18 protein-coding genes and 1 riboswitch are annotated in these 17,108 nt (G+C 65.6%); of the genes, 9 read left to right on the top strand and 9 right to left on the bottom strand.

Annotated features, from left to right (window positions below):
* Positions 1-35: 35 nt before the first annotated feature.
* Entirely contained in the window at positions 36-554 is a 519-nt protein-coding gene (locus AC0L27_RS08520; RefSeq protein ID WP_354255864.1) for an SRPBCC family protein, read from the bottom strand.
* A 182-nt stretch (positions 555-736) separates the two neighbouring features.
* On the opposite strand from AC0L27_RS08520, the gene AC0L27_RS08515 reads away from it, so the two are divergent.
* Together AC0L27_RS08515 and AC0L27_RS08510 are read left to right on the top strand one after the other, a co-directional pair.
* A complete protein-coding gene (locus tag AC0L27_RS08515; protein ID WP_354255861.1) occupies positions 737-1,435 on the top strand; it encodes a winged helix-turn-helix transcriptional regulator in 699 nt (232 codons plus the stop codon).
* Between the two features lie 134 nt (positions 1,436-1,569).
* Entirely contained in the window at positions 1,570-1,896 is a 327-nt protein-coding gene (locus AC0L27_RS08510; protein WP_018453248.1) for a DUF1330 domain-containing protein, read from the top strand.
* Positions 1,897-2,296: 400 nt separating this feature from the next.
* Here AC0L27_RS08510 and AC0L27_RS08505 read toward each other — a convergent pair whose 3' ends face one another.
* Entirely contained in the window at positions 2,297-3,193 is an 897-nt protein-coding gene (locus AC0L27_RS08505; protein ID WP_275170932.1) for an NAD(P)-dependent oxidoreductase, read from the bottom strand.
* A 218-nt stretch (positions 3,194-3,411) separates the two neighbouring features.
* Complete coding sequence (locus AC0L27_RS08500; protein ID WP_473318619.1) at positions 3,412-3,795, bottom strand: carboxymuconolactone decarboxylase family protein; 384 nt, start codon at positions 3,793-3,795, stop codon at positions 3,412-3,414.
* Positions 3,796-3,972: 177 nt separating this feature from the next.
* Here AC0L27_RS08500 and AC0L27_RS08495 point away from each other — a divergent pair, with 177 nt between their 5' ends.
* Positions 3,973-5,919, top strand: a complete 1,947-nt coding sequence (locus AC0L27_RS08495; RefSeq protein WP_473318617.1) for a TIGR02302 family protein — start codon at positions 3,973-3,975, stop codon at positions 5,917-5,919.
* A complete protein-coding gene (locus AC0L27_RS08490; protein WP_354207879.1) occupies positions 5,907-7,067 on the top strand; it encodes a DUF4175 family protein in 1,161 nt (386 codons plus the stop codon). The genes AC0L27_RS08495 and AC0L27_RS08490 overlap by 13 nt, the downstream gene beginning before the upstream one ends.
* A gap of 128 nt (positions 7,068-7,195) precedes the next feature.
* Here the strand turns inward: AC0L27_RS08490 and AC0L27_RS08485 are convergent, their stop codons facing one another.
* Both AC0L27_RS08485 and AC0L27_RS08480 read right to left on the bottom strand, forming a co-directional pair.
* Positions 7,196-7,570, bottom strand: a complete 375-nt coding sequence (locus AC0L27_RS08485) for a response regulator (protein WP_275170935.1) — start codon at positions 7,568-7,570, stop codon at positions 7,196-7,198.
* A gap of 59 nt (positions 7,571-7,629) precedes the next feature.
* On the bottom strand, positions 7,630-8,511 hold the full coding sequence (locus AC0L27_RS08480) for an MJ0042-type zinc finger domain-containing protein (protein WP_354207881.1): 882 nt from the start codon (positions 8,509-8,511) through the stop codon (positions 7,630-7,632).
* Between the two features lie 191 nt (positions 8,512-8,702).
* On the opposite strand from AC0L27_RS08480, the gene ftsE reads away from it, so the two are divergent.
* The 4 genes from ftsE (at position 8,703) to AC0L27_RS08460 (ending at position 11,897) form a co-directional block, all read left to right on the top strand.
* Complete coding sequence (ftsE, locus tag AC0L27_RS08475) at positions 8,703-9,362, top strand: cell division ATP-binding protein FtsE (RefSeq protein ID WP_354061160.1); 660 nt, start codon at positions 8,703-8,705, stop codon at positions 9,360-9,362.
* The gene (locus AC0L27_RS08470) at positions 9,355-10,323 is read left to right on the top strand and encodes a cell division protein FtsX (RefSeq protein ID WP_275170937.1); all 969 of its coding nucleotides are present in this window, start codon (positions 9,355-9,357) and stop codon (positions 10,321-10,323) included. Before ftsE ends, AC0L27_RS08470 begins: the two co-directional genes overlap by 8 nt.
* A gap of 73 nt (positions 10,324-10,396) precedes the next feature.
* Complete coding sequence (locus tag AC0L27_RS08465) at positions 10,397-11,101, top strand: YdcF family protein (RefSeq protein WP_275170938.1); 705 nt, start codon at positions 10,397-10,399, stop codon at positions 11,099-11,101.
* Positions 11,102-11,123: 22 nt separating this feature from the next.
* Positions 11,124-11,897, top strand: a complete 774-nt coding sequence (locus AC0L27_RS08460; protein ID WP_275170939.1) for a lysophospholipid acyltransferase family protein — start codon at positions 11,124-11,126, stop codon at positions 11,895-11,897.
* On the opposite strand, the gene AC0L27_RS08455 is transcribed toward AC0L27_RS08460, so the two are convergent.
* The gene (locus tag AC0L27_RS08455) at positions 11,894-12,505 is read right to left on the bottom strand and encodes a gamma-glutamylcyclotransferase (protein WP_354207885.1); all 612 of its coding nucleotides are present in this window, start codon (positions 12,503-12,505) and stop codon (positions 11,894-11,896) included. The genes AC0L27_RS08460 and AC0L27_RS08455 overlap by 4 nt on opposite strands.
* Positions 12,506-12,615: 110 nt before the next feature.
* On the opposite strand from AC0L27_RS08455, the gene AC0L27_RS08450 reads away from it, so the two are divergent.
* On the top strand, positions 12,616-13,800 hold the full coding sequence (locus tag AC0L27_RS08450; RefSeq protein ID WP_354207887.1) for a DUF2125 domain-containing protein: 1,185 nt from the start codon (positions 12,616-12,618) through the stop codon (positions 13,798-13,800).
* 108 nt (positions 13,801-13,908) lie between these two features.
* Here AC0L27_RS08450 and AC0L27_RS08445 read toward each other — a convergent pair whose 3' ends face one another.
* Genes AC0L27_RS08445 through AC0L27_RS08435 form a run of 3 tightly spaced genes read right to left on the bottom strand, consistent with a single transcriptional unit; the run spans position 13,909 to position 16,816 of the window.
* The gene (locus AC0L27_RS08445) at positions 13,909-14,844 is read right to left on the bottom strand and encodes a prephenate/arogenate dehydrogenase family protein (protein WP_354207889.1); all 936 of its coding nucleotides are present in this window, start codon (positions 14,842-14,844) and stop codon (positions 13,909-13,911) included.
* Entirely contained in the window at positions 14,841-15,935 is a 1,095-nt protein-coding gene (gene hisC, locus AC0L27_RS08440) for a histidinol-phosphate transaminase (protein WP_354207891.1), read from the bottom strand. Before hisC ends, AC0L27_RS08445 begins: the two co-directional genes overlap by 4 nt.
* A gap of 32 nt (positions 15,936-15,967) precedes the next feature.
* Entirely contained in the window at positions 15,968-16,816 is an 849-nt protein-coding gene (locus AC0L27_RS08435) for a chorismate mutase (protein ID WP_354207893.1), read from the bottom strand.
* Positions 16,817-17,019: 203 nt separating this feature from the next.
* Positions 17,020-17,099, top strand: a riboswitch (SAM riboswitch).
* The last annotated feature ends 9 nt before the right edge of the window (positions 17,100-17,108 follow it).

Below are 17,108 nucleotides of genomic sequence, written 5' to 3'. Positions count from 1 at the left end.
CGCAGCTACCGCTGCGCCCATCGCTGCATTGATTCCTATTTCTTGAACCGGTCCCTGATCGCGGCGAGGCCGGAATCATAGACGCCGCCGAGGGCATCGATCGCGTCCTTCTCCCGCCCCGGGTCGGGCGTGTAGATGCCGGTCCATGTCACCACCGACGCGCCTTCACCCTTTGCCGTGACCTTGATGGTCGACTTGTACTGGCTCACCGGCAGTGGGCTCGACAGGAACGCGTAGGAATAGCTGTAGTCTTTGTCGCTCCGTGCAGTCTGCGTCTCCACGAACGAGGCCTTGCCGTCCCTGGTGACGAGCGTCCGGGTTGGCGGCGACTTGCCGTCCGTAATGCACTGCCCCACCGGCGGCAGCCAATCCTTGATCGCGCAGAACGGCCCGATGACGGACCACACCTCGGCCGCGGCACTGCTGACCTCGATGCTCCTTGTCAGATTGGCTGCGGACGCCGGCATGACGCCGACGCCCAGGCCGAGGGTGCAAATCGCGGCGCTGCGAACCGAAACGAGCAATCTGGAAGCCGCTGAATCGTATTTCTTCATGGTAATCTCCTGTGTCCGGCGGGCCGCGATTGCGGCGGCCGGCTTGCCAATGCCGGTCGAATAGACGCTCACCTCGGTCCGCGGCCAGTTCAGAGAATGAATCGCTGCTGATACAGAAACTGAACTAGGAAGCCGCGCGCATCGGCCCTAAGGTTCCGCCTTCGCTTGTCACGGAGGCCCGCATGACCATCGGCAGCTACAGGCAGTTCTGTCCGGTCGCGATGGCGGCCGAGATATTATGCACGCGCTGGACCGTCGTGCTGCTACGTGAACTCATTGCCGGCTCGACGCGCTTCAACGAGTTGCGCCGTGGCGTTCCGCGGATGTCGCCTGCCTTGCTCTCGCAACGTCTCAAGGAGCTCGAAGCCGCCGGCATCGTTACGCGCCGGGCCTCGGCTTCCGAGCGTGGTATCACAGAATATCTGCTGACCACAGCCGGACGCGAACTCGGCCCCATCGTGGAGGCGTTTGGCATCTGGGGCCAGCGCCGCATCCAGTCGGATCTGTCGCTTCAGCATCTCGATGTCCAGCTGTTGATGTGGGACATGCGGCGGAATTTGAACACGACGCCGATGCCGACCCGCCGCAGCGTGCTGCAGTTCGCGTATCCGGAATTACCTTCGACGCAGCGATTGTGGTGGCTGATCGTCGATCCTGACGACTGTGTCGACCTCTGCTCGATTGATCCCGGTTTCGACGTTGACCTTTACGTGTCGGTTGATCTGCGCACCATGACGGCGATCTGGATGGGGCTCGATACCGTGCGCGCGGCCGTCGCAAGCGGGCGGATGCTGCTCACCGGCGACCGGCAGCTTGCCGCGGCCATGCAAAGCTGGCTGGGCCTCAGCCCGTTCGCCAAGGAACGCAAGCTGGCGAGCTGATCCAGGGCGGCGCAATTCAGTATTTGTATCGCCCGCTACAGTTCCCGTACTGGCGAGCCCGCGCCGTGTTCTGGCACCCAAGTGATGCCCGCCTTGTATCAACGCGGAGCTGAACTCGAGCCAGGAGACACGACATGACAGCGTATCTGATCGCGGACATCAAAGTGACTGACGGAAAGTGGGTGCCGGACTACGCGGCGTCCGTCCACGAGCTGGTGCACAAGCACGGCGGCAAGTACCTCTCGCGCAGCGGCAATGTGAAGACGCTGGAAGGTGCCCCTCTCGACACGTCGCTGATCGCGATCATGTCGTTTCCCACGGCGAAAGCGGCGGAGTCCTTCGTCACTGATCCCGCCTACGGCCGCTTCGCGGCAGCGCGCAGGGGCGGCAGCGAAAGCCGCTTCCAGTTGATCGACGATACGGACTTGGCCGGCACGATCCCCTATCTCGCCAAGGCTTGAACTGCGTCTTCGTCAAAACTCGGCCGCAGGCGCAGTCGTGCCCGGCCAACACAGGAGATTGGAATGAATGATTCACTCGCCGGCGCCGGCCTGCCTCGTATGTTTTTCGCAGCTTGCAGCGTGGCCTTCCTGATCGGATTGTCCGGCGCCGCGTCGGCCCGGGTCACGCGGTGCGACATTACGTGGGTCAGCTGCAACAACGCCTCTGCGAAATGCTCGAGCGAGAGACGGTGCATGCGCAGGTGCGACGAGAAATATATCAAATGCAGTGGGGGCTCGGCCTCCCTGCAACTCGAGCAGCCGATCGACCTTCTGGAATTTGGCAGACGCCGCTCGTAACAGATCGATCCAAGGAGGACAGCGCAGCGCCCGTCGTCGGCGCTGCGTTCTCGTGTTGGTGCTAGCTGGGCGGCCTGCCGCCAACCACAACACCCGCCTTCTTCTCGATCGGCTTGATCGCCGCGGTGAAATCGGATTCGGCGCCTTCCGCGCTGATGACCGTCTCCCACAACCGGCCGACCGCATCCGCGACCTCCATCGACAGGCCGAGCTGCTTCATCTCCTCCAGCGCCAGCCGCACGTCCTTCACCATCAGTCCCGTGGCGAAGCCGAAGTCGAAGCTGCGCGGCAGCACCGAGCGCGGAAACTTGTCGCGGCTCGCGGTGTTCATGCCGGAGCCGGCATTGATGACGTCGATCATCACGACGGGATCGAGCCCCGCCTTGACGCCCATCACCACCGCTTCCGAGGTCGCAACGATGGCCGTGGCCGACAAGAAATTGTTGGCGAGCTTCATAGTCTGCGCCGCGCCGGGCTTCTCGCCGATGAAGAACACTTTTCCGATGATGTCGAGCGCGGGCTTGAGCAGCTCGAACTCGGTCTTCGGCCCCGAGACCATCACCGCCAGCGTGCCCTTCTCCGCGCCGCCGACGCCGCCGGAGACTGGGCAGTCGACCTGCACGATGTCATGCTTGGCGAGCAGGCCGTGAATCTTCACCGCCATCGCCGAACCGACGGTGGAGAGATCGATGAAGCGTTTTACGCGGCTCCCCTCGATCACACCGTTCGGCCCCGTCGCAACCGCGAGCGAAGCCTGCAGCGAGGGCAGGCTCGCCATGACCGTCTCGACCTGGTCGGCGACGTCCTTCGGCGAAGTCGCCGCACTGGCGCCGCGCGCCACCAGCTTGTCGACGACCTCCTGGCGCGTGTCGAACACGACGAGCCGGTTGCCGGCCTCGATCAGCCGCCGCGCCATCGGGAAACCCATGTTTCCGAGGCCGATGAATCCGATGTCCATGGTGCTTCCTTGTGTTGAATATTCGTTGTTGTTGATCGGCGCGCTTCCATCCTCGGTGTCGTCCTGGCGAAAGCCGGGACCCACTACCCCAGGGAGAGGTTGTGGCGCGAAGTGGCAACTCCGAGTGCCCGTAACCACACCTGCCGGTGGCTATGGGTCCTGGCTTTCGCCAGGACGACATGGGGACGTCGCGGCCCCGTCCCTCACACCGGCCCCCCTCACGCCTTGCCGTCGATCTCCGCGAACACCTCGCGCGCGATCCGAAAGCTGTCGACCGCAGCCGGCATGCCGCCATAGATTGCGACCTGCATCAGGATCTCACGGATCTCGTCGCGGCTGACGCCGTTGGTGAGTGCGCCCTTCAGATGCGCGCGGAATTCGTGCTGACGATTGAGGATCGCGATCATCGCGATGTTGAGGATGCTGCGGGTTTTGCGCGGCAGCTCCTCGCGGCCCCACACCGTGCCCCAGCAATATTCGTTGAGCATCTCCTGGAACGGACGGTTGAAGTCGTCGACGGTCTTCAGGGCATTGTTGACATAGGCCTCGCCCAGCACCGCTTTGCGGACTTCCAGGCCCTTGTCGTGCATCTTCTTGTCCATGGCGTTTCCATTCCTTCTCTTGCGTTTTCCTTGGCTGGCGGCGCGGAAATTACGGGGTTGCGGCGTGCCAGTCACGTCCTCGTGTTATGCGGGAAAAGGGGTGTCTCCCGTACAGGAACGGATGCCTCAGTGCTGCCGTTGTGGTAGGCTTCTCTACCGGGCAACCTGGAGAGTTGATTGAACGGCGTCACCCCCGACCCGTCAGACCCGATCCGCGATGGCGACGCTCTGTCGCGGCTGAAGCTGGCGCAAGCCCTGCAGCGGGCCACTTATGCCATCGCGTGGGAGCGTGCCTGGCCGAATTTGGCGCGGTTTCTCACTGTCGTCGGCCTGTTCCTGGCGGTGTCCTGGGCCGGCCTCTGGCTGGCGCTGCCGTTCATTGCCCGCGCCGTCGGGCTCGTCGTTTTCGCCGGCATCGCGATTGTCGTCCTGTTCCCGTTGACTCGCTTTCGCTGGCCGAGCCGCGAGGAGGCGCTGGCCCGGCTCGACCGCGGCTCCGGCATCCGTCATCGGCCGGCCACCACGCTGACGGACACGCTGAGCTCGCAGGACCCGGTTGCGCAGGCCTTGTGGCGGGCGCAGCGCGAGCGCACGCTGGCTTCGATCAAGCGCATTCGCGCCGGTCTGCCGAAGCCCCGGCTCGCTCTGCATGATCCCTGGGCGCTGCGCGCGCTGGTCATGGTGATGCTGGTTGCGACCTTCTTCGCCGCCGGCGACGAGCGTGCGATGCGGCTCGGGGCCGCCTTCCACTGGAACGGCATGCTGGCGCCGACCAATGTTCGCGTCGATGCCTGGGTTACGCCGCCGCTCTACACCGGCAAGCCGCCGGTCATCCTGTCGGCCGCGAACAAGGAGGCAGCGGCGCTGCCGGCCAGCGGCCCGCTTGCCGTTCCCGCAGGCTCGACCCTGATCGTTCGCTCCTCCGGCGGCAGCCTTGATGTTGTCGTCTCCGGGGGTCTCAAGGAAGTCGCGCCTACCGAAGCCGCGCCCAAGGGCACCAACGAGAAGCATTTTGCCATCAGTGGCGACGGCACCGCGCATGTCCGCGCGCCCTCCGGCCAGCCGCAATGGGCGTTTGCGGCAACGGCGGACCGTGCGCCGACGATCGCGCTGGCTAAGGATCCCGAGCGGCAGGCCCGTGGCGGACTCCAGCTCACTTACAAGATCGAGGACGATTACGGCGTCACCGGCGCCGACGCGCAAATCGGCCTGCGTCCCGCCGACGCCAAAGATGGTGTCAAGGATGGCAGCAAGGAGGCCGACACCAAGGCCGCCGCGCGGCCGCTATTCCAACCTCCGCAATTCCCGCTCGTGCTGCCGAATGCGCGCACCCGCAACGGCGTCGGCCAGACGGTGAAGGACCTCAGCGAGGATCCCTATGCCGGCGCCGACGTCACGCTGACCCTGACCGCCAAGGACGAGGCCGGCAACGAGGCCAGGAGCGAGCCCTTCAACATGCGCCTGCCCGAGCGGCTGTTTACCAACTCGCTCTCTCGCGCGCTGGTCGAGCAGCGCCGCATCCTCGCACTCGACGCCAACAAGAATTCGGATGTCTATGCCGCGCTCGACGCGCTGATGATCGCGCCCGAATTGTTCACTCCGGATGCGGGCTGCTATCTCGGCCTGCGCAGCCTGGCGCAGCAGCTGGAAGCCGCCCGCACCGACGACGCTCTGCGCGAGATGGTGGGAAGCATGTGGGCGTTCGCGGTCACCATCGAGGACGACGGTGTCGCCGGCAGCGTCAACGCCGCGCTGCGCTCGGCCCAGGACGCGCTCAAGCGGGCGCTGGAACGCGGTGCCAGCGAGGACGAGATCAAGGCGCTGACGCAAAAGCTTCGCGAGGCGATGGCCGGCAAGGTGCGCGATCTCGCCCGGCGCGCCGAGCAAAATCCGCTTGGACCGCGGCAGCCATTCCCGGCAGAGGTTCAGCTCATCCTCGACAAGTCCGTCGAGCTGAAACAAAAGACCCAGAACGCCACGCCCGAGCAGCTCGAAGAGCTGGCTAAGCAGCAGGACGCATTGCGCGAGCAGCTTCAGGCCTATCGCAAGTCGGCGAACAACCGGGCGAAGGCGGGCAACGACGGGGCCAACCAGTCGACGCGAGACCGTAAATGCGGAAGCTAGCACGCGTGCCACTCTTGAAGGCGATCTCGATCGCCTGCCTCGCCTTCCTGTTGGGAGGCGTCTCGCCCGTGGCTGCCCAGCAGGATCAGGATGTCGATGCCCTGCTCGATGGCGCTGAAAAGGCGATGCAGGATTCCGGCGACAGCCTCAGGCAGAAGGAATCCGGCAAGAGCCTGAACAATCAAACCGATGCGATTCAGAAGCTCGAGGACTACAAGCGTGCGACGGAAAAGAGCCAATCCTCCAATCGCGATCGTTCCGTCATCACGCAGCGCGACCTGGACGAATTGCTGAAGCAAATCGAGAAGGCGGCGCGCGAAGGCAATAAAGAAGCGGCCCAGCGCATGCTCGAGCAGCTCGCGCAGATCATGGAAAATCTCCAGATGGCGCAGCCCGGGCAATCCGGCGACAGCGACATGGAGCAGGCGCTCAACGAGCTCAGTGACATGATCCGCAAGCAGCAGCAATTGCGCGACAAGACTTTCAAGCAGGGGCAGGATTCCCGGCGTGAGCGCTCGCGCGGCAAGCAGCAGGGCGACCAGTCGATGTCGGACCTGCAGCAGGATCAGCAGTCGCTACGGGATCGCCTGAAGAAGCTGCAGGACGAGCTCGCCAAGCGCGGCCTCGCGCAGAAGGGGCAAAAGGGCCAGAAGAGCCAGGGCCAGAAGGGGCAAAAGGGTCAGCAGGGCGAGCAGGGACAGCCGGGCCAGGATGGCGATCAGGACGGCGACCAGGGCGATGACGACGGCAGTCTGGACGCCGCCGACGGGGCCATGGGCGATGCCGGCTCGCAGCTCGGCGAGGGTAATTCGGAGGGTGCCGTGGACTCGCAAGGGAAAGCTCTCGAGGCCTTGCGCAAGGGCGCGCAGAAGATGGCCGAGGCGATGCAGCAGGGCGATGGCGACGGGCAGGGCGATGGTCCCGGCAACCGTGCGGGCCGCCAGCAGAGCGGCGGCAATCAGACCGATCCGCTCGGCCGCCCCCTTCACGGCCGCGATCTGAGCGACGACTACACGGTCAAGATCCCCGGCGAGATCGACGCCCAGCGCGTCCGCCGCATCCTCGAGGAGCTCCGGCGCCGCTTGGGTGATAGCTCGCGCCCGCAGATCGAACTCGACTACATCGAGCGGCTGCTGAAGGATTTTTGAGTTCTCTGTCATCGCCCGGCTTGACCGGGCGATCCAGTACTCCGAGACGGTTGTGATTCAATCGAGAGGCCGCGGCGTACTGGATGCAAGCCGGGGCATGACAGTGGAACACGTGGCCGCCCCGCCCGCTACCCCTTCTTCGCCGCCAGCGCATCTGCCACCGCCGTGCGGATGTCGGCGACCGAAAACGGCTTGGTCACGACGTCATGCACCAGTGCATTGAGGTTCGAGGCGCGCTCGCGCTGGTCGGCAAAGCCGGTCATCAGCAGAATGGTCAAATCGGGGAAATCGCGTGCGACGGAAAGCGCCAGCGCGATGCCATCCATCACCGGCATCTGGATGTCGGTGAGCAGCAGGTCGAATGCGCCGTCCGCGCGAGTGAGGATCTCCAGCGCCTCGGCGCCGTCTTGCGCGGTGACGATCTCGTGGCCGTCCATGGCGATGGCCCGCGCCACCAGCTGGCGCATCGAATCCTCGTCGTCGGCGATCAGGATTTTGGACATGAGACCAACCTTGGGATCAATCTCGCCACCAGCTTTGCCTGCGAGACCTGCGAGATCGACTATACGCTGCCGCCGGCGATGTCGCGCCGGTTGAAGAAGCGAACGTCGATATTGCGGCCTTCCGGCGGCGGCGAGGCCAGGCGCGAGCGGAAGAAGGCGCGCTCGCCGGGCTGTAGCACGGTCTGTTCCAGAACGGCGTTCCAGGCGTAGATTTCCGCGCCCTGCGCGTCGCGCACCGCGAAGCGCAACCGGGGAATGTCGAGCGGCTTCTTGCCCTGGCCCACGATCACGCCTTCGATCACCAGCACCTGCTTACCGTCCACGGTCTCGCTGGAGAGCTTGACGTCCTTGAAGGCCAGTGCGCGCAGGTTAACTTCGAGGCCGACCATCCTGTAGAAGGCGGCCGTCTGCGGCAGCAGCCGCACCATGTCGCCGCGCCAGATCACCAGCGCCAGCACCAGCGCGCCCATGGCGGCGCAGGCGGTTGGCAGGCCAAAATGGGATTTTCGCGGGGCAGCCGTGGCGACCGGACGGCGCACCCGCGCGCCGCGGCGGCGGCCGAACAGGCCGCGGAACCAGGACTGGTGCTGTTCGCCGACGACTTCCTCCTCGGCGGACCGGGCGGCCGCGGACCATTCGTCCTCGGTGTCCCCGGCTTCCTGGTCCGGCCAGTCGCTGGCGATCGAGGGGCTGTCAACGACAGGCGCCTCAGTGGCGCCGTCGCCTTGGGCATATGAGTTCCACTGCTCGGCGAGATCGGACTGGTCGTCGGCCCGGCTGGCCGCAGCCATAGCCGGGACAGATGCCTCCTCGATGGCATCCTCGGCATGGGCGACCCAGGTTTCCTTGCAGCGGGAACAGCGCACGGTCCGGCCGTTCGCCCCAAGGCTCGCGGGCTTGATGGCATAGGATGTCGTACAATGAGGGCAGACGATATGCATGGGCGAGCCTTGATGCATGGACAAGTCTTGACGGTGACACGGTCGCGGAGAACCGAGGGGGAAAGATGCTACCAATTATGCTACAGGACGACCGTTAACGAACCGGAAACCATAACGGCCGCAAAACCCGCTGATCGCGTGTGGCGGAGCACAGCCGTGCGGCCCGCGGCCTCTCTCGAACGGAGCTGAGCTTGGTTCGGTTCGAAAATGTCGGATTGCGTTACGGCCTGGGGCCCGAGGTCTTGCGCGACCTCAACTTCCAGATCCCGGCGCATTCCTTCCAGTTTCTCACCGGCCCGTCCGGCGCCGGCAAGACCTCGTTGCTGCGCCTGTTGTTCCTGTCGCATCGCCCGACGCGGGGCCTCGTCAATTTGTTCGGTCACGACATCTCGCAGCTCGGCAAGGACGAGATCGCAAACTTGCGCAAGCGCATCGGCATCGTGCTCCAGGATTTCCGTCTGCTCGACCACATGACCACCTATGAGAACGTCGCGCTGCCGTTCCGCGTCATGGGCCGCAGCGAATCGAGCTACCGCAAGGAGGTCATCGACCTCCTGAAATGGGTCGGGCTCGGCGAGCGCATGGACGCGCTGCCGCCGATCCTGTCCGGCGGCGAAAAGCAGCGCGCGGCGATCGCCCGCGCCGTGATCTCGCGGCCGCAGCTGCTGCTGGCCGACGAGCCGACCGGCAGCGTCGATCCGACGCTCGGTCGCCGCCTGCTGCGGCTGTTCATCGAGCTCAACAAGTCAGGCACGGCCGTCATCATCGCCACCCACGATATCGCCCTGATGGACCAGTACGAGGCGCGACGCTTCGTGCTGCACCAGGGACGGCTGCACGTCTATGAGTAGGCCCGACGAACGCGGCGTGCTGGTCGATCTCGGACAGGAGGGGCCGCCGCTTCCGGCCCGGGCGCGCAACATGTCGCCGATCGTGCCGCGCGCCTCGATCCATGGCCGCGCGCTGGTCGCCGTCGTTGCCATCATGACCTTCCTGGCTTCGATGACGACCGGCACGGTGCTGCTGGTCAGCGCCTCCGCCGCCGAATGGCAGTCGGACGTCGCGAGCGAGATCACCATCCAGGTCCGCCCGCAGGCGGGCCGCGATCTCGAACGCGACACCGCGGCGGTAACCGAGGCCATGCGCGCGCAAGCCGGCATCGTCGAGGTCAAGCCGTTCACCAAGGACGAGAGCGGCAAGCTGCTCGAGCCCTGGCTCGGCACCGGCCTGTCGATGGACGATCTGCCGGTGCCGCGCATGATCATCGCGCGCGTGCAGCCCGGCACGGCGCTCGATCTCGTCGCCTTGCGCGCCCGCGTGACCCAGGTGGCGCCAAGCGCCAGCGTCGACGATCACCGCGCATGGATCGAGCGCATGCGCTCGATGACCAACGCCACCGTGCTCGCCGGCCTCGGCATCCTCGCGCTCGTCATCGTCGCCACCATCATCTCGGTGTCGTTCGCGACCCGGGGTGCCATGGCGGCGAACCGTCCGATCGTCGAGGTGCTGCATTTCGTCGGCGCCGGCGACCGCTACATTGCCAACCGCTTCCTGCGTCATTTCCTCAGGCTGGGGCTGGAGGGCGGCGTGATCGGCGGCGGCGCCGCCATGCTGGTGTTCGGCTTCTCCGAGTCGATTGCAGGCTGGTTTTCCGGCACCCCCGTCGGCGACCAGTTCGCCGCGCTGCTCGGCACCTTCTCGCTGCGGCCGTCCGGCTACATCGTGCTTGCGGTGCAGGCCGTGCTGATCGGCGCCATCACCGCAGTCGCCTCGCGCCAGACGCTGTTCGCGACGCTGAATGATGTCGATTGAGGCCGACAGACCGGACTCCACTTCGCCTCAAAACGTCCTAAAATCGCCTCTGGGAAGGGATCACCGACATCGCATGACCGCGCCGACCGACGATCGATCGCCGAAACTGCCGCGCGGCTGGCTGCGCGCGGCCGTGATCTCGACGATTGCGCTCGCTTTCGTCGGCGCCGCGGCGGGCTTCATTGCGTTTCTGTCGCAATTGCGCGGCGCCGAGATCGCGCCGGACCGCAGGGCGGACGGCATCGTGGTGCTGACCGGCGGCTCATCGCGGGTGTCGGATGCGATGGAGCTGCTCGCTGCCGGCTACGGCAGGAGGCTCCTGATCTCCGGCGTGCACCCGACCTCGACGGCGAGCGACATCTCCCGGACGTTGCCGGAGAACCAGTCCTTCATGCGTTGCTGCGTCGATCTCGACCGCACCGCGGTCTCGACCCGCGGCAATGCCGCGGAAGCGCGGCGCTGGGCCGCGGGGCGCGGCTTCAAATCGCTGATCGTCGTCACCTCGAACTATCACATGCCGCGCGCGCTGGTGGAATTCTCGCATGCGATGCCGGAGACGACACTGATCCCATTCGTGGTGGTCGGCGACAAATGGCGCGAGGAGCCGTGGTGGACCTCGGCGTCCACCTTGCGGCTGCTGCTGTCGGAATATGTCAAGTACATCGCGGCCGAGCTCAGGGTGCGGCTGGAGGATTTCGGGATTGACCTTTCGCCCGAGATGTCGGAGCAGCCTCCCGGGCTTCAACCGAAGCGGCCCGCCACCGCACAGGCCAACTGATCGGCAATTGATCGGATCATCGATGTTCTTGATTTTCCTGCGATCGCTCGTGTTCAACGTGCTGTTCTACACCGTGCTGGTGTGCCTCGCGATCGTGGCGCTGCCGACCTTCGCATTGCCGCCGCGCGCCATGCTCACGGTCGCGCAATGGTGGGCAAAGGCGACGCTGTTTCTGATGCGGGCGGTCTGCAACATCAAGGTGGAATTCCGCGGCCTCGAAAAGATTCCGACGGGGCCATTGGTCGTCGTGGCGAAGCACCAGTCGTTCTGGGAGACGTTCGTCCTGCCGGGTTTTTTCGACCGTCCGATTTTCATCCTCAAGCGTCAGCTCATGCAGATCCCGGTGTTCGGTCAGTTCCTGGTCAAGACCGGGATGATCGCGATCGACCGCAACGCCGGCGTCAAGGCGCTGCTGGACATGACGCGGCGGGCCCGTGAGGCGGTGCGCAGCGGCGGGCAGCTCGTGATCTTTCCCGAAGGCACGCGCCGTGCCCCGGGCGCGCCACCGGACTACAAGAGCGGCTTCGCGCAGATCTATTCGTCCTGCGGTGCGCAGTGCCTGCCGATCGCGCTCAATTCCGGCCTGTTCTGGCCGCGCCGCACCTTCATGCGCTATCCCGGCACGCTGGTGGTGGAATTCCTCGATCCGCTGCCGCCAGGCTTGCCCAAGGACGAGTTTCTCTCCCGTGTGCAAACGGCGATCGAAGACGCGACCGGCCGCCTCGTCGAAGCGGGCCGCAGGGAGCAGGAGCAGCTGATCGGCTCGGCGCCGAGCTATGCGCCGTCCGAGAGCTAGCGGTTTTCCCGATCGTCCACTGGAGCCGGCGCGTGCTGAGAATGCGCATCACCATGCAGCATCGTGGCGAGCTGATGCAGCGGCGCGTCGCGAAAACCTTCGGCCTCGATCGCCTTCACCGTCGCGGTCACGTAGTCGCGGTTGGCGCCGGACTGGCCGTGGCCCTGGAGCACGTGGCGATGCTGGTCGGCGAGCGACAGCCGGCCCGCATATTGCACATGGCCGCGGTCGACGACATAGGCGAGCGCGGAGACGCGCTGCCGTGCGTCGTTCTCCAGCCACACCGAGCGCATGACTTCGCGATAGACCGACGTCACCTGCTCGCGCGCGCGCAAATAGCCGACGACGTCGGCGCGGTTCTTTTCGGCGACGCGGAAGGCGATGCCGCGGCAGGCGCCGCCGCGGTCGAGGCCGAGCACCAGACCCGGCTTCTCCGGCGTGCCACGGTGCACGAAGGAATAGACACAGAGCGCGCGATGCTCGCCGACCAGCCGCGCCGGGACGCGCTCCTCGAATTCGAAGCCCGGCCGCCACATCAGCGAGCCGTAGCCGAACACCCAGAGGTCGCCCTTGGCAGTGGTGACGGAGGGGAGGGTGATTTCCGACATTTCGGGCACGGCTACCAGAACCGCGCCCCCAAACGAAGCGAATTCTCCGCCTTTCGGAGCAAGCCAAGCTCGCTTACATTTGACAAAATCAGGGGTCAAAGGGTCGCCGCATGTCCGATATGACCGTTGCCGCAGGCCGGCGCTCCCGTTGGGGCCTTTTCATCGCCCCTGTCATCCTCCTGATCCTCGCGGTGGCGTGGAGCGGCTTCTGGTTCTATGCGGCGTCGCAGGCCGAAATCGCCGCCGATGCCTGGCGCGCGCAGGAGGCCAAATCCGGCCGTATCTATGATTGCGCCAAGCGCTCAATCGCGGGCTTCCCCTTCCGCTTCGAGGTCCAGTGTTCCGGCGCCAGCGTCGCCCTGGTGTCGCAGAACGCCAGCAAGACGCCGTTCACGGCGAAGCTCGACAACATCCTGGTCCTCGCCCAGGTCTATGATCCCAAGCGCGTCATCGCCGAATTCACCGCACCCGCGACGCTCACTGACGGCGTCACGCAAAACACCTTCGTCGTGAACTGGAGCAAGGGTCGCAGCAGCGTGGTCGGCTTGCCCGCCGTGCCGGAGCGCGCCTCCATCGTGTTCGAGGAGCCCACCGTCAATCGTGTTGACGGCAGCGTGCAGGTGCCGCTCGCGCGCGCGAAACAGGTCGAGCTGCATGGACGCCTTGCGGATGGATCGCCGTCCGATCATCCCGTGATCGAGACCGTGCTCCAGATCGCGCAGGGCAGCATCCAGGGCGTACATCCGCTGCTCGCCGAGCCGTTCGAGGCCGACACGCGGGCGAAGATCACCGGACTGTCCGACCTCACGCCAAAGCCGTGGCCGCAGCGCTTCCGCGAGATCCAGGCCGCCGGCGGCCATATCGAGATCGTGCAGTCCCGCATCCAGCAGGGCGAGATGATTGCTGTCGCGGCCGGCACGCTCGGGCTCTCGGCTAACGGCCGTCTCGACGGCGAGTTGCAGATGACGGTGACGGGGCTCGAGCGCGTGATCCCCGCGCTCGGCATCGAGAAGATGCTGGAGGAGGGAGTGCCGCAGGCAACCCTCGATCGCGTCGCGCCCGGCGTGAAGTCGCAGGACCTCAACAATCTGTTCGGCGCGCTCGACCGCGCCGTTCCCGGCCTCAGCAAGGTCATCAAGCAGAACGCCAATGCCGGCGTTGCCGCCGGCATCAATTCGATCGGAACCGAGAGCACGCTGGAAGGCAAGAAGGCCCGCAGCTTCCCGCTGAAGTTCGTCGACGGCAATGTGCTGCTCGGCCCGGTCAAGGTCGGCCAGATCCCGCCGCTGTATTGATTGCTCCGTCATTGCGAGCGAAGCGAAGCAATCCAGACTTTCTCTTCGGAGACAGTCTGGATTGCTTCGTCGCTGCGCTCCTCGCAATGACGGAGGTGAGAGGGGTGGCTACGGCTTCTTCAGCGCCGCATGCGGCCGGCCGAAGTCGGGCGCGGCAGAGTCCTGGCCGATTTCGACGATGCCGCGGCGGATGGCGCGGGTGCGGGTGAAGTGGTCGAACAGCGCCTCGCCGTCGCCGCGGCGGATTGCGCGGGTGAGCTTTGCCAGATCCTCGGTAAAGGTGCCGAGCATCTCCAGCACGGCTTCCTTGTTGGCGAGGAAGACGTCGCGCCACATCGTCGGATCGGAGGCGGCGATGCGCGTGAAATCGCGAAAGCCGCCGGCGGAGAATTTGATGACTTCCGATTCCGTCACCTGCGCCAGCTCGTCGGCGGTGCCGACGATGGTGTAGGCGATCAGATGCGGCAGATGGCTGGTGATCGCGAGCACGAGATCATGATGATCCGGCGTCATGATCTCGACCTTGGCGCCCATCGCCGCCCAGAACGCGCGCAGGCGGTCGGTGGCAGCTGCATCAACGCCCTCTGGCGGGGTGAGGATGCACCAGCGGTTGATGAAGAGCTCGGCGAAGCCGGAATCGGGGCCCGAATGCTCGGTGCCCGCGACGGGATGCGCCGGCACGAAATGGATGCCATTCGGCAGATGCGGCGCCATATCCCTGACGATGGCGCCCTTGACCGAGCCGACGTCGGAGATGATCGCGCCAGGCTTGAGGTGCGCGGCGATCTCCTGCGCCACCGGCCCGCAGGCGCCGACGGGAATGCAGAGGATGACGAGATCGGCGTCCTTCACGGCTTCCGCATTTGTCCCCACGACCTGATCGACGATGCCGAGCTCCATCACGCGTGCGCGCGTCTTCTCCGAGCGCGCGGTGGTGACGATCTCGCCAGCCAAGCCCTGGAGCTTCGCAGCGCGCGCGATCGAGCCGCCGATCAGGCCGAAGCCGATCAGCGCGACGCGCTGGAAGTGCGCGGTCGCGCTCATCGTCCGGCCATGAAGTCGCGCAGGCCCTCGACGACGAGGCGGTTGGCCTCCTCGGTGCCGATGGTCATGCGCAGCGAATGCGGCAGTCCGTAGTTCTTTAACCCGCGCAGCACCAGCCCGCGCTTGGTGAGGAAGGCGTCGGCTGCATCCGAGGTCTTGCCCTCGGTCGGGAAGTGGATCAGCACGAAATTGGCAACGCTCGGCGTCACCGTCAGCCCGAGCTTGCCGATCTCCTCGGCGAGCCAGTTGCGCCAGGTTTCGGTGAACTGCTTCGACATGGCCTGGTGTGCGGTGTCCTCGATCGCGGCAACGGCAGCGTACATCGCCGGCGTCGACACGTTGAAGGGACCGCGGATGCGGTTGACCGCGTCGATGATGTGCTCGGGGCCGAACATCCAGCCGATGCGCAGCGCCGCGAGACCATGGATCTTGGAGAAGGTGTGGGTCACGACCGTGTTCTCGGTCGTCGCCACCAGCTCGATCCCCATCTCGTAATCGTTACGCGAGACGTAGTCGCAATAGGCTGCGTCCAGCACCAGCAGCACGTGCGAGGGCAGGCCGGCGCGCAGGCGCTTGACCTCATCGAACGGCACATAGGTGCCGGTCGGATTGTTGGGATTGGCGAGCCAGACCAGCTTTGTCTTCGGCGTCACCGCCTTGAGGATGGCGTCGACATCGCAGGTGAGGTTCTTCTCGGCCGCGACGACATTCTTCGCGCCGACCGCCATGGTTGCGATCGGGTAGACCAAGAAGCCGTGCGTGGTCGAGATCGCCTCGTCGCCGTGGCTGAGATAGGTGTGGGCGAGCAGATTGAGGATCTCGTCCGAGCCGGCGCCGCAGATGATGCGGTTGGGATCGAGCCCGAAGGTGCGCCCGATCGCTTCGCGCAGCACGCGCGAGGTTCCTTCCGGATAGTCTTCCAGATGATCCGCAACGTGCTTGAACGCCTCGATCGCCTTCGGCGAGGGCCCGAACGGCGTCTCGTTGGCCGAGAGCTTGAAAACCTTGCGGCCGGGCTCTGCCACCGGAGTCTTGCCGGGCGTGTAGGGCGCAATATCGAGAATGCCGGGATTCGGCACAGGGCGGGACATCTTCAACTCCGGAATGGCAGGCGGTTCGCGACTTACGATTTCGACCCGGTCGGGGGCACCGTATAGCGCGTTGCGTGGCTGCCGACGAGGGCCGTGGAGCGCACCGAGGCCCCCGCCTCGATCAGGGCAGCCTTGATTTTGTCGAGGCTGCTCGTCGCGGTGACCGAGACCAGCAGCGCGGCGCCGTCGAAGGCGGTATCGGGCACGGCCACGATCTCGGCGAGCGGTGACAGGGCGCGCGCGACCTCGGCGTTCCACCCCGACACGCGCACGCTGAAGGTCTCGACCTCCGTCACCAGCGCGCTGTCGGCGACGCGCGAGACTGCGAACACGGGCAACGCCGCCGGATGGTCGGCGCGCTCGACGAAGGGCAGCCGCGCGATGATTTTTGGCGCGCCGGCTTCTTCCAGCGACAGCCACCACGGCGTGCGGCTCGAGGTCGCCGAGACCAGCGCCAGATCGCCCTTGGACTTCGCGACGGCCTCGACCGCCGCCTGCGCGCTGAAATGCGCGACGTAAGGCACGGTGAAGCCGAAATGGAATCGCGCGGAATCGCGCATGGCCGGCTCGCTTGCCGAAACATCGGCATGCACGGAGAACGGCGCCTGGACGTAAGTGAACGTCGCGATGATGACGCGCCAGATGCTCTCGACGGTGTCGAGCGGCAGGATACCGCGATGGCGCTGGACGAGGTCGCGCATCATGGCGGCCTCACGCGCAGGCCGAAACGCCGAGCCGACCTCCTGGGTCTGCTTCACCTGGATCAGGCGGTCGATGATGTCGCCGCGCTGCATCAGCAGGCGATGCATGCCCTCGTCGATCGCGTCGATCTCCTTGCGCAATTCCTGGAGCGATGGTGGCGCGGGCGGACGTTGGGACATGTCTGTGAGGTGCTGTTGAGAGGCGTTCCAATACGGATCAGGCGAGCCGTCACCGCTGCGATGAATGCCTGATTAGGCAGTCGGGGCTGCGAAAGCAAAGAGAAATGCAAAGGCAAATCGGGGCCGTTCCGCCCGCGGCGCGACAGGCGAATTTGGTCGATCCGGGCCGCGACTTGACGAAAACCGTCCAAGACGGTAGTTTTTAGCCGTTCCGTGGTCATTTGAGCCGGCCGGCTTGCAGCCACGTTAAAAAACTCGCTAAACAGGCCGGGGACCCTTTCGATCCCGGCCG

It is taken from the genome of Bradyrhizobium sp. Ken51, from assembly GCF_055807435.1.
This window is presented reverse-complemented; position numbering and strand designations above follow the sequence as displayed.